The organism is Klebsiella pneumoniae subsp. pneumoniae HS11286 (assembly GCF_000240185.1).
Classification (GTDB): Bacteria; Pseudomonadota; Gammaproteobacteria; order Enterobacterales; family Enterobacteriaceae; genus Klebsiella; species Klebsiella pneumoniae.
In genome coordinates this window covers 3,595,710-3,608,863 of the sequence record NC_016845.1, presented here as the reverse complement: position 1 = coordinate 3,608,863, position 13,154 = coordinate 3,595,710, and the positions used below count along the sequence as shown (strand labels likewise).

Below are 13,154 nucleotides of genomic sequence, written 5' to 3'. Positions count from 1 at the left end.
GCAGGCTAAGGAGGTGGTTCCTGGTACAACTAGCATTTATGGGTTATGTTTTTCAGCGAAATGGATGATACCTGTTTCGATCGAAACGGTATGTGATCCGATTCTAATATCCTTACATCGTGAAAAAAATAACGCAAATTAACTAGTTACCGTGCGGATTTCTGGTTGTTTGACCAGTAAAGTTGCGCATCAGCAGGGCATACTGCAGGGGCAGGTCGTCCGGCACAGGCAACCAGACGGTATAGCCATCGCCCGGGGCCACCGGCATGGTTTCGCCTTTGCCATTCTCCATATGCTCAAGGGTGAAGTTGACGTTACCCTGCGGGGTCATCAGCTCAAGGCTGTCGCCGACGCTGAACTTATTTTTGACCGCCACGGCCGCCAGCGGGCCGTTACGCTCTCCGGTGAATTCGCCGACAAACTGCTGGCGCTCGGAGACGGAGTAGCCGTACTCGTAGTTCTGATAATCGTCATGGGTATGGCGGCGCAGGAAGCCTTCGGTGTACCCGCGGTGGGCCAGCCCCTCCAGGGTCTCCAGCAGGCTGGTATCGAACGGTTTGCCGGCGGCGGCATCGTCGATCGCCTTGCGGTAAACCTGAGCGGTGCGCGCGCAGTAGTAGAAGGATTTGGTGCGGCCTTCGATCTTCAGCGAGTGAACGCCCATCTGGGTCAGACGCTCAACGTGGGCGATAGCCCGCAGATCTTTCGAGTTCATGATGTAGGTGCCGTGTTCGTCCTCAAAGGCGGTCATGTATTCGCCCGGACGTTTGGCTTCCTCAATCATAAAGACTTTATCGGTCGGCGCGCCGATGCCGAGGGTAGGCTCCACGGTCTGCACCGGGATCGGCTCATATTTGTGGACGATGTTGCCGACGTCGTCCTCTTTGCCTTCCGCCACGTTGTATTCCCAGCGGCAGGCGTTGGTGCAGGTCCCCTGGTTCGGGTCGCGCTTGTTGATATACCCGGAGAGCAGGCAGCGGCCGGAGTAGGCCATGCATAGCGCGCCGTGGACGAAAATCTCAATCTCCATCTCCGGCACCTGGCGGCGAATCTCTTCGATTTCATCCAGCGACAGTTCACGCGACAGGATCACGCGGGTCAGCCCCATCTGCTGCCAGAATTTGACCGTCGCCCAGTTGACGGCGTTGGCCTGCACTGAAAGATGGATCGGCATCTCCGGGAAGTGTTCCCGCACCAGCATGATTAAACCCGGATCGGACATGATCAGCGCGTCCGGACCCATCTCCACCACCGGCTTCAGATCGCGAATAAACGTTTTCAGCTTGGCGTTATGCGGGGCGATGTTGACCACCACATAGAATTTTTTACCCAGCGCGTGGGCTTCATTGATGCCAAGCTGCAGATTTTCGTGATTGAATTCGTTGTTACGCACGCGCAGCGAGTAGCGCGGCTGACCGGCATAAACGGCATCGGCGCCATAGGCGAAAGCGTAACGCATATTCTTCAGCGTTCCCGCCGGGGAGAGGAGTTCTGGTTTAAACATGGTGTTCTCGTTCTGATGACAGGTCAGATTCGCCGCACCTGGCGCGGCGAGTTGGGGAGTGTCCCCACATTAAGGGCGGGCATTGTAGCGCCGCGGCGAAGGGGAGTAAATATCAGATAGGTATCTTTCAGTATGGCTAATTTGTTTGCCATTTTGAACCTGGGCAGTACTCACGCTGACAGCGTTAATAACGCCTGGTGGGATAGGCTCCAGGGAGTTCCCCGGGTTGCGGCGTAAACGCCTTACCCGGGCTACGGATTGCAGATGGCGGTGAACGTGTAGCCCGGCGAAGCGCAGCGCGAGCCGGGAAAAGGCTAACTACGCCAGCCGGCAGGCATCCGCTTCCCAGCGGTAGCCAACGCCATACACCGCGCGGATAAACGACTGCTCGGCGTCCAGCGCCTCCAGCTTGCGCCGCAGGTTCTTGATGTGGCTGTCGATGGTGCGATCGGTGACTACCCGATAATCGTCATACAGATGGTTGAGTAGCTGTTCGCGGGAGAACACTTTGCCCGGCTCCTGGGAGAGGGTTTTCAGCAGCCGGAACTCGGCGGGAGTGAGGTCCAGCAGCTTGTCGCGCCAGGAGGCCTGAAAACGACCTTCGTCGACAATCAGCGGGCTCTGGGCGTCCAGCGCCTGCAGATCGCGCTGCGGTTTGCAGCGGCGGAGGATGGTTTTTACCCGGGCGACCACTTCCCGCGGGCTGTAGGGCTTGCAGATATAGTCGTCGGCGCCTATTTCCAGCCCCAGCAAACGGTCGATCTCTTCGATTTTCGCCGTCACCATCACCACCGGAACATCGGAGAAGCGGCGAATTTCCCGGCACAGCGTCAGACCGTCGGTACCGGGCAGCATCAGATCCAGCAGGATCAGGTGCGGCGGCGTCTGCCGGACGTAGGGCAGGACCTTGTCGCCGTGGTTAATCAACGCAGGCGCATAGCCGGCGGCCTGCAGATAATCAATCAGCAGTTGGCCGAGCTTCGGTTCATCTTCCACGATAAGGATGCGTGGGGTGTTTTCATCTACAGGCAATTCAGTCATACGTCTCTCGGTAAATCATGTTCCAGAGGTAACTCAACTTTAATGCTAACCCCGCCAAAAGGCGAATGGTCGGCACGCAGGGTGCCGCCGTGGGCCGCTACGATATTGAGGCAAATCGCCAGCCCGAGGCCGGAGCCGCCGCTGGCGCGGTTGCGCGATCCTTCCGCCCGGTAAAAGCGTTCGCACAGGCGGGCCAGCTGCTCATCGCTGACGCCGGGGGCGCTGTCGGCGAAGTCAATCACCAGCATCCGGCCGCTGCGGCGGGCGGTGATGTGCAGGCTGCCGCCGCTGTCGGTATAGCGCAGGCTGTTCTCCAGCAGATTGTTGAAGAGCTGCATCAGGCGGTCGCGGTCGCCGAAGATCATCGCCTGCTCCGGGAGCGACACCTGAATGCTTAGCTGCCGGCTGGCGAAGCGCTCGCGAAAAGCGCCCGCCGCCACTTCCAGCAGGGTGATGATATCCAGTGAGGTTTTCTGGTAGGCCAGCGCCCCCTCGTCGGACATCGACAGCTGATGGAGGTCGTCCACCAGCTTGGTGAGGGTAGCCACCTCGGCCTGCAGAGAAGGAATCGACTCGGGGGTAAAGCGCCGGACCCCGTCCTGAATCGCCTCCAGCTCGCCGCGCAGCACCGCCAGCGGGGTACGCAGCTCATGGGAGATATCGGCCATCAGATCGCGACGCATCTGCTGGTTGCGCTCCAGGGTGCTGGCGAGCTGGTTAAAATCCTGCGCCAGGCGGCCGAGCTCATCGCCGCCGGTCACCGTCACGCGGGTGGAAAAGTCGCCTGCCGCCAGCTTATGGGTGCCTTCCACCAGCCGCTTCACCGGCGCCAGCAGACCGCGGGCCAACGGGAAAGTGGCCAGCGCGGCAAGCAGGGTGGCAAGGGCGACAATCAGCCAGCTGGTGCGCTTTTGCTGCCGGTCGAAGTTAATGTCGGTATTGCGCGTCAGCCGCTCTACCGGCGAGGCGATCACTTTGCCCACCTCCGCGCCGTTGACCACGATGCTGCGCTGGGTGCCGTCCTCCGGGACGCGCTCACGCGGCCCCACCAGCACGCGCCCCGACTGATCCACCACCCAGAACATGGTGCGCCAGCCGTGGGGCGGCATTTCCGGCCTCGGGCGCGGGCCGTCAGGGGGGCCATCCGGCGGCGGCCCGTCCGGGGCGGCGTCCGGCTTCATGGCGTGCCCCGGCGGCGAGCGGTCGTCGTTATCCCGTTCGAAGGTGCGCAGCAGCTGGAAGATAAAGCGGTCATTATTGCGCAGAAACGCCCAGCTGCCATGCTGGGCATACTGCTCGCTCAGCGCGTCGCTGAGCATGGTTAAGCGTTGCTCATTGCCGCGCTTGATATAGTCGATAAACCCGCGTTCAAAACTAATGCGCACCGCCCAGTGCATGCTGATCAGCAGCACGATGCAGGTGGCGAATATAGCGAGGAACAGCTTGCCGGTAATACCCGGGCGCCAAAATTTCACGATCCACTCCTGTTGCGTCGACGGAGGACGGTATTGCTGCCGACGTCATCCGGTACCCGGGAAAAGATGAGCGCCGGGAGGGCGATGATCGCCGCCATGCTCAGATAGGTGTAGAGAAAGACCTGATGGGTGCTGGCGGCGTCGAGACTCATATGCTGCTGGCCATACAGCCCCAGCAGCAGCCCGGCGATGGTCACGCCGATACTCATCGACAGCTGCATCACCATCGACAGCAGGCTGTTGCCGCTGCTGGCCAGATCGTCCGGGAGATCTTTCAGCGTCAGGGTATTCATTGAGGAGAAGCGGCTGGCGTTGATCATCCCCTGCAGAAACAGGACCAGCGGCAGCACGTAATACCACCCGGCCAGGGCGCTAAACATAAACAGCAGGCTGACCGCCGCCAGGCCCAGGGTGCTGGCGACCAGCACCCGACGGTAGCCAAAGCGGTTGACCACCTGGACCACGATCCGCTTCATGCCCATGCTGCCGAGCACCATCGGGATCATCATCAGCCCGGCGTGAAAGGGGGAGAAGCCGAGGCCGATCTGCAGAAACACCGGGGTCATAAACGGCAGCATGCCGCTGCCGATGCGTCCGGCGAAGCTGCCGCCGAGGCCGAGGGAGAAGGTGCGGTTGCGAAACAGGTTAAGGCTAAACAACGCCCGGGCGTTACCGCGGGCGTGCCACAGGTAGAGCAGCAGGGCGCAGAGGCCGACGGCCACCAGCCCCGCCAGCCAGGCAGGGGAAATGCCGAGCCCTTTCTGGCCGTCGAGCGCCAGGGTCAGGGTCGCCATCCCGGCGGCCAGCAGCAGAAAGCCGGAGAGATCGAAGCGCCGGGTCTGCATGGTGTAGTTGGGCATCAGACAGAGGGTGGCGATCGCGCCGACGATCCCCACCGGGATATTGATGAGGAAGATCCAATGCCAGGAGGCGTACTCTACCAGCACCCCGCCCAGCGCCGGGCCGAGCAGCGGGCCGACCTGGCCCGGCAGGGTGACGAAGGTCATCGCCGCCATATACTGATCGCGCGGGACGATCTTCATCACCGTCAGGCGGCCGACCGGCACCATCATCGCGCCGCCGACCCCCTGCAGCACCCGCGCCATCACCAGCTGGTCGAGGGTGCTGGCCTGGGCGCAAAACAGCGATCCGGCGGTAAACAGCACGATGGCGGTGAAGAAGATATTGCGCACCCCGACCCGGTCGGCCAGCCAGCCGCTGGCCGGCAGCATCACCGCCACCGTTAACACATAGGAGACGATAATCATATGCATATGCAGCGGACTCTCCCCGAGGCTTTTGGCCATCGAGGGGAGGGCGGTGTTAACGATGGTGGTATCCAGCGACTGCATAAAGAAGCCGAACGCCACTATCCATAGCTGCCAGCGCACGCTGGCCGGGAGGTCTGTCATGTTATTCGCTTACCGGTTGAGAGGAGTGACGCGAAAAACGCAGCCGCAGACGGTCAAAGAAAAGATAGACCACCGGCGTGGTGTAGAGCGTTAACAGCTGGCTCATCACCAGACCGCCGACGATGGTGATCCCCAGCGGCTGGCGCAGCTCAGAGCCATCGCCCCCGGAGAGCACCAGCGGCAGGGCGCCGAACAGCGCGGCGAGGGTGGTCATCATAATCGGCCGGAAACGCAGCAGGCAGGCCTGGAAAATCGCCTCTTCCGGCGTCAGGTTGCCGTTACGCTGCGCCTCCAGGGCAAAATCAACCATCATGATGGCGTTTTTCTTGACGATGCCAATTAATAACATAATCCCAATCAGGGCGATTAGGCTGAACGGGGCATCGAAGATCTCCAGCGCCAGCAGAGCGCCCACCCCGGCGGAGGGCAGCGTCGAGAGGATGGTCAACGGATGCACATAGCTCTCATATAGCACCCCCAGCACGATATAGACCGTGGCGATAGCCGCGAGGATCAGGATCACCTGCGCGTTCATGGTCTGCTGGAACACCTGAGCGGTACCGGCAAAGGAGCCGCGCACGCTCGACGGCACCCCGAGCTGGGTCATCGCGCGGTCAATGGCCTCGCTGGCTTCCGACAGCGAGCGGCCGGTGGGCAGGTTAAAGGAGATAGTGGATGCCGCCGACAGCCCCTGGTGGTTCACCGACAGCGGGGCATTGGCCGGCTGCCATTTGGCGAAGTAGGCCAGCGGGATCGGCTTGCCGTCGCTGTTAATGACGAACATCTTATCCAGGGCGCTGACGTCCTGGGTGTAGGCCGGATCCACCTCCATCACCACCTTATACTGGTTGAGCGGCTGGTAGATGGTAGAGATCTGCCGCTGGCCAAAGGCGTTGTTCAGCAGGTTGTTGGCGTCCTGGACGCTGATGCCGAGGCGCGACATGGTATCCCGGTCATAGACCAGGTCCATTTCGGCGCCATTGTCCTGCTGATCGGAGTTGACGTCCGCCAGCTCCGGCAGCACCGCCAGCGCTTTGCGGATCTTCGGCTCCCACTCGCGCAGCGCCGACAGGTCGTCGGACAGCAGGGTGTACTGATAGCTGGCGTTCGACTGCCGGCCGCCGACGCGGATATCCTGCACCGCCATCAGAAACAGGTTGGCCCCGGGCTCGTTGGCCAGCTTTTTGCGCAGCCGGTCGATCACCTGCTGCGCCGTCTCGTGGCGCTGGTCGCGCGGCTTGAGGGTGATAAACATCATCCCGCTGTTGACCCGCGAGCCGCCGGTAAAGCCGGTGACGTTATCCACCGCCGGATCTTCGCGAATGATCTTCATAAAGTCCTGCAGCTTGCCGCGCATCGCCTGGAAGGAGATGCTCTGGTCGGCCTGAATGCCGCCCATCAGCACCCCGGTGTCCTGCTCCGGGAAGAAGGTTTTCGGGATCGAAATGTAGAGCCAGACGCTGAGGGCGATGGTGCCCAGCACCACCAGGCCGGTCAGGCGGCTATGCTTCAGCACCCATTTTAACGATTTACCATAGCCGCCCTGCACGGCCACCAGCAGGCGGCCAAAGCCGCGGTTGCGCGTCGGCTGGTGGGGCTTGCCGCTTTTCAGCAGCCAGCCGCACATCATCGGCGTCAGGGTGAGGGAGACCGCCAGCGAGATGCCGATCGCCACCGACAGGGTGACGGCGAACTCGCGCAGCAGGCGGCCGGGCAGGCCGCCCATCAGCAGCAGCGGCAGGAACACCGCCACCAGCGACAGGCTCATCGACAGCACGGTAAAGCCGACCTCGCGGCTCCCCTGCAGCGCCGCCTGCAGCGGTTTCATCCCCGCCTCCAGATGGCGGGAGATATTCTCCAGCACCACGATAGCGTCATCCACCACGAAGCCGGTGGCGATGGTCAGGGCCATCAGCGACAGGTTATTGAGGCTGAAGCCGCACAAATACATCGCGGCGAAGGTGCCGATTAAGGAAACCGGGACGGCGACGGCCGGGATCAGCGTGGCGCGTCCCGAGCGCAGGAACAGGAACACCACGAGGATCACCAGCGCCACCGAAATCACCAGCGTCTGCTCCACCTCCTCCAGCGAGGCGCGGATGGTCGGCGAGCGGTCCTGGGCGATCTGCAGGTCGATAGCCGCCGGAATGGTCTGCTGCAGCTCCGGCAGGCGGGCGCGGATGCTGTCCACCGTCTGAATGATATTGGCTTCCGGCAGTTTGCGGATCATCAGCAGGATCGCCGGTTTGGCGTTGGTCATCCCGGCGTTGCGTACGTCCTGCACCGAATCCGAGACGGTAGCGACATCTCCCAGCCGCACCGCGGCGCCATTTTGATAGTGGACGATCAGTGGCTGATAGTCGGCGGCGGTCTTCAGCTCATCGTTGGTCTGCACCTGCCAGCGGTGCGCGCTGTCCTCCAGCGCCCCCTGCGGTTTGCGCACGTTGGCGTCGCTGATGGCGGTGCGCACCGCGTCCAGCGACACGCCCTGGTTAAACAGCGCCTGTGGGTTGAGGTCGACGCGCACCGCCGGCAGGGAGCTGCCGCCGACGTCGACATCGCCCACGCCGTCGATCTGCGCGATGGTCTGCGCCAGCTGGGTGGAGGCGAAATCATACAGCTCACCCTGGGAGTAGGTGTCCGAGGTCAGCGTCAGGATCATGATCGGCGCATCCGACGGATTGGCTTTGCGATAGGTCGGCCGGCTGGGCATTCCGCTCGGCAGCAGGCTTTGCGCGGCGTTGATCGCCGCCTGAACGTCGCGCGCCGCGCCGTTGATATCGCGGTCGAAGTTAAACTCGAGAATGATGCGGGTGCTGCCGAGCGAGCTGGAGGAGGTCATCTCATTGACCCCGGCTATTCGTCCCAGGGAGCGCTCCAGCGGGGTGGCCACCGACGAGGCCATGGTCTCCGGCGAGGCTCCCGGCAGCGAGGCGCTAACCATGATCACCGGGAAGTCCACCTGCGGCAGCGGGGCTACCGGCAGCAGCCGGAAGCCGAGAATGCCGCACAGGGTGATGGCCAGCGAGATGAGGATCGTCGCCACCGGGCGGTAAATGAAGAGGGCGAAAAACTTCACTTACGCCTCCTCTTCCTGACGCGGGAAGCGGCGCTTCAGGTGCAGCGACAGGCGGTCGAACAGCAGATAGATCACCGGGGTGGTGAACAGGGTCAGCACCTGGCTGAGCATCAGACCGCCGACCATGCCGATCCCCAGCGGACGCCGCAGCTCGGCGCCGACGCCGGTGCTCAGCATCAGCGGCAGCGCGCCGAGCAGGGCGGCGAGGGTGGTCATCAGGATCGGCCGAAAACGCAGCAGACAGGCCTGGTAGATCGCTTCCCGCGGCGGCATGCCCTGCTCGCGCTCAGCGGCCAGCGCGAAGTCGATCATCATGATGGCGTTCTTCTTCACGATGCCGATCAGCAGAATGATGCCGATGATGGCGATCACGTCCAGCTCGCTGCCCGCCAGCCACAGCGCCAGCAGCGCCCCGACCCCGGCGGTGGGCAGGGTGGAGAGAATCGTGATCGGATGGATAAAGCTCTCGTACAGCACCCCCAGCACGATATACATCGCCACCACCGCGGCGACCACCAGCCAGACGGTGCTGCCGAGCGCCGACTGGAAGGCCAGCGAGCTGCCCTGGAACTGGGTGCGAATATCGGTCGGGAAATCCAGCGACTGTTCGGCGGCGAGGATCGCCTCCACCGCTTCGCCCAGCGAGTAGTTGTCCGGGACGTTAAACGAGATGGTGGTCACCGGGAACTGATCGAGGTGGTTCACCGACAGCGGGGTAAAGCGCTGCTCCACCGTGGCGATGGCGGTCAACGGCACGATGCCGCCGTCGCTGCTGGTGAGGCGGATATTCTCCAGCGCCGCCAGGCCCGGCGTCGCCTCGGTATCCTGCTCGAGCACCACGCGATACTGATTCGCCTGAGTGTAAATAGTGGAGATCAGCCGCTGGCCGAAGGCGTTGTACAGCGCATTATCGACATCGGCCATTGAGATACCGAGGCGGCTGGCGCTGTCGCGATCCACCTTGATATAGGCGGCCAGGCCTTTGTCCTGCCAGTCGCTGCTGACGTCGGCCAGCTGCGGCTGGGCCTGCAGACGGCTGAGCAGCGGCGGCACCCAGGTGCTCAGCGCCTCGAGGGAGTTTGCCTGCAGGGTGAATTGATACTGGGTGCGGCTCACCGTGGTGTCGATGGTCAGGTCCTGGGTCGGCTGCAGGTAGAGCGCCACGCCGGGGACGCCGTCCACCGCCTGCTGCAGACGGCTAATCACCGTCTGGACGCGGTCGTCGCGTTCATCCAGCGGCTTGAGGTTGATCTGCAGGCGGGCGCTGTTCAGCGCCGGGTTGGTGCCGTCGACGCCGACGAAGGAGGTCAGACTCTCCACCGCCGGATCCTTAAGGATAATGCTGGCCACCTGCCGCTGGCGCTCGGCCATGCTGGCGAAGGAGACCGACTGCGGCGCCTGGAGGGTACCCTGGATAATGCCGTTATCCTGGATCGGGAAAAAGCCTTTCGGGATAAAGACCCACAGGATAATCGACAGCGCCAGGGTGCTCAGGGCGACGCCGAGCGTCAGCCACGGATGATTCAGCACCCGGCTCAGCCAGCGGCCATAGATGGCGATCACCCGTTCGAAGAAACGCTCGCTGGCCCGCGAGAATCGGTTCTGCTTGCGCAGCGATTCGTGGCTTAACATGCGGGCGCACATCATCGGCGTCAGGGTCAGGGAGACCACCGCCGAGATAAGAATAGCGACGGCAAGGGTGACGGCGAATTCGCGGAACAGGCGGCCGACGATATCGCCCATAAACAGCAGCGGGATCAGCACCGCGATCAGCGAGAAGGTGAGGGAGATGATGGTGAAGCCGATCTCCCCCGCGCCCTTCAGCGCGGCGGCCAGCGGCTTCTCGCCTTTTTCGATATAGCGCGAGATGTTCTCGATCACCACGATGGCATCATCCACCACGAAGCCGGTGGCGATGGTCAGGGCCATCAGCGTCAGGTTGTTGATCGAGAAGTCGAGGAACACCATCACCGCAAAAGTGCCCACCAGCGATAGCGGCACCGCGACGCCGGGAATAATGGTCGCCGGCACGTTGCGCAGGAACAGATAGATGATCATCACCACCAGGGCGATGGCCAGCATCAGCTCAAACTGGGTGTCGCGCACCGAGGCGCGGATGTTAGTGGTCCGGTCGGAGAGGACCTGCACCTTCACCGATTTCGGCAGGCTCTCGGTGAGCTGCGGCAGCATCTGGCGAATGCTGTCGGCGGTGTCGATGATGTTGGCCCCCGGCTGGCGCTGGACGTTCATCACGATGGCCCGCTGCTGGTTGGCCCACGCCCCGAGCCAGCTGTTTTCGGCCCCTTGTTCGACGCTGGCGACATCGCCGAGCCGGATCGGCGCCCCGTTCTGATAAGCGATAATCAGCCGGCGATAATCCTCAGCGGACTGCATCTGATCGTTAGCGGAAAGCGTCACCGCGCGGGCCGGACCGTCGAGGCTGCCTTTCGCGGAGTTAACGTTGGCGCTGGTGATAGCGGTGCGCACGGTTTCGCTGGTCAGGCCGAGGGCGGCGATGGCCTGGGCGTTAAGCTTCACCCGCACCGCCGGGCGCTGGCCGCCGGCGAGGGTCACCAGACCGACGCCGGAAACCTGGGAGATCTTCTGCGCCACCCGGGTCTCCACCATGTCCTCAACCTGGGTCATCGGGATGGCGGAGGAGGTGACGGCGAGGGTCATGATCGGCGGATCCGCCGGGTTCACCTTGCTGTAGACCGGCGGATTCGGCAGATCGCTCGGCAGCAGATTGGTGGCGGCGTTAATGGCCGCCTGCACTTCCTGCTCGGCGACGTCCAGCGGCAGGGTCAGCTGGAACTGCAGCGTGACTACCGAGGCGCCGCCGGAGCTTTGCGACGACATCTGCTTGAGGCCTGACATCTGGCCGAACTGGCGCTCCAGCGGGGCGGTGATGGCGGAGGTCACCACGTCCGGGCTGGCACCCGGATAGAGGGTGACTACCTGAATGGTCGGGTAATCGACCTCCGGCAGGGCGGAGACCGGCAGAAAGCGATAGCCGATGATCCCGGCCAGCAGGATAGCCACCATCAGCAGAGTGGTGGCCACCGGACGCATAATAAACAGCCGGGACGGGCCGCCGGTGCGGCCTGGAGGTAACACCTGCATCAGGAACGCGCTCCGTGTTTACCGCTCTGGCGCGGGGCGGGCTGCGTCTGCTCGCCGCTGCTGGCGGTGACAACTTCCACCTTCGCTCCCTCGGTCAGGCGATCAATCCCGTCGGTGACCACGCGATCTCCGGCGGAAAGCCCGGCGCTGATGACTACTTTCTGGCTGTCCTGGATGCCGGGCGTCACGCTGTGTTTGCTGACCTTATTCTCATCGTTCAGCACCCATACGAAATGCCCTTCGTTGCCCATCTGCAGCGCGGCGGCAGGGATCACCACCGCGTTCTGCTGGGTGTCCACCAGCAGGCGGGCGTTAACGAACTGATTGGGGAACAGCGCGTCGTCCAGATTGCTAAAGCGCGCCTTCAGCTTGATGGTCCCGGTGGTGGCATCGATCTGGTTGTCGAGGCTCAGCAGCTCGCCGACGCTGATTTTCTGCTTATTGGTGCGATCCCAGGCTTCGACGCTGAGCGCTTTGCCCGCTTTCTGCGCCTGCACCACCGTGGCGATGCTGCTTTCCGGCAGGGTAAAGACCACGTCGATCGGGTGCGTCTGGGTAAGGACCACGATCCCGGTGGTATCCCCGCTGGAGATCTGGTTGCCGATATCGACCTGCTTTAAGCCGACGCGGCCGTCAATTGGCGCGGTAATGCGGGTCCAGTCGAGCTGCAGTTGGGCGCTGGCGACGGCCGCTTCATCAGCTTTCACCGTGCCGGCGGATTCCACCACCAGCGACTGCTGAGTGTCGAGCTCCTGGCGGGAGACGAGGTTGGTCTTCACCAGCTGCTGGTAACGAGCGAGATCGCGGCGGGCGTTGGCGAGGGTGGCCTGATCTTTCGCCAGCTGACCCTGCGCCTGGGCGAGAGCGACTTTAAACTGGCTGGGGTCGATCTGCGCCAGCAGGTCGCCGGCTTTGACCTGCTGACCCTCCTGGAAGTGAAGGCTCAGCAGCTGGCCGTCGACCCGGCTGCGGACGGTGACGGTATTGGCCGCCGTTACCGTACCCAGCCCGGTGAGATAGCGCGGGACCGCTTCTTCGGTGGCGGTGGCCGCCTGCACCGGCGCCAGCGCGGCGCCAAAGCGGCCATGGCGTGCGCCGCCCGGCCCCTGCGGGCCCTGTCCGGCGGCGGGAGCCCCGCTGCCGCTCGTCCCGCGATCGTGCCAGAACCAGTAGGCGGCCCCGGCGATAATCACTACCGCCAGCGCGGCGCCCCAACGACGTATGTTACTGCCTTTCATTAGTTTACGGTCTCATCCTGAAGCGTTTCGCTGAATGATACTAGTTTAGTGAGGGAAGGGGCCGTAAAAATGGAGGAATTATGAAAAGAAGGTTGAGAAATGTCTGGATAACCGCCGCGACGCCGGGCGCTCCCGCGGCCGATATCCGGGGTGATATCAACTTTTAGTTTAAAAAAGCAAAAAATAGTTGTATCCGCGGGGGCTTTAATTAGATTTATGCGGTGAATAAATCAGTGCATTCCCATAATAATAAAATATGCACTTAAAAATCAACGTGTTAAA

At 62.6% G+C, this 13,154-nt stretch carries 7 protein-coding genes; all 7 read right to left on the bottom strand.

What is annotated here, in order from left to right:
* Window positions 1-142: 142 nt before the first annotated feature.
* The 7 genes from KPHS_35920 to KPHS_35860 all read right to left on the bottom strand — a co-directional run bounded on the left by KPHS_35920 (window position 143) and on the right by KPHS_35860 (window position 12,872).
* Window positions 143-1,504: a putative protease gene (locus KPHS_35920; RefSeq protein ID YP_005227892.1), complete on the bottom strand. Its 1,362-nt coding sequence runs from the start codon at window positions 1,502-1,504 to the stop codon at window positions 143-145.
* 318 nt (window positions 1,505-1,822) lie between these two features.
* Window positions 1,823-2,545: a two-component regulatory system response regulator gene (locus tag KPHS_35910; protein YP_005227891.1), complete on the bottom strand. Its 723-nt coding sequence runs from the start codon at window positions 2,543-2,545 to the stop codon at window positions 1,823-1,825.
* Window positions 2,542-4,020: a two-component regulatory system sensor protein gene (locus KPHS_35900; protein YP_005227890.1), complete on the bottom strand. Its 1,479-nt coding sequence runs from the start codon at window positions 4,018-4,020 to the stop codon at window positions 2,542-2,544. Before KPHS_35900 ends, KPHS_35910 begins: the two co-directional genes overlap by 4 nt.
* Window positions 4,017-5,432, bottom strand: a complete 1,416-nt coding sequence (locus KPHS_35890; protein ID YP_005227889.1) for a multidrug efflux system protein MdtE — start codon at window positions 5,430-5,432, stop codon at window positions 4,017-4,019. The genes KPHS_35900 and KPHS_35890 overlap by 4 nt, the downstream gene beginning before the upstream one ends.
* 1 nt (window position 5,433) lies before the next feature.
* Window positions 5,434-8,511 (bottom strand): multidrug efflux system subunit MdtC, encoded by a 3,078-nt coding sequence (locus tag KPHS_35880; RefSeq protein ID YP_005227888.1) that lies wholly within the window; start codon window positions 8,509-8,511, stop codon window positions 5,434-5,436.
* Window positions 8,512-11,634, bottom strand: a complete 3,123-nt coding sequence (locus KPHS_35870) for a multidrug efflux system subunit MdtB (protein ID YP_005227887.1) — start codon at window positions 11,632-11,634, stop codon at window positions 8,512-8,514.
* On the bottom strand, window positions 11,634-12,872 hold the full coding sequence (locus tag KPHS_35860) for a multidrug efflux system subunit MdtA (RefSeq protein YP_005227886.1): 1,239 nt from the start codon (window positions 12,870-12,872) through the stop codon (window positions 11,634-11,636). Before KPHS_35860 ends, KPHS_35870 begins: the two co-directional genes overlap by 1 nt.
* Window positions 12,873-13,154 lie beyond the last annotated feature (282 nt).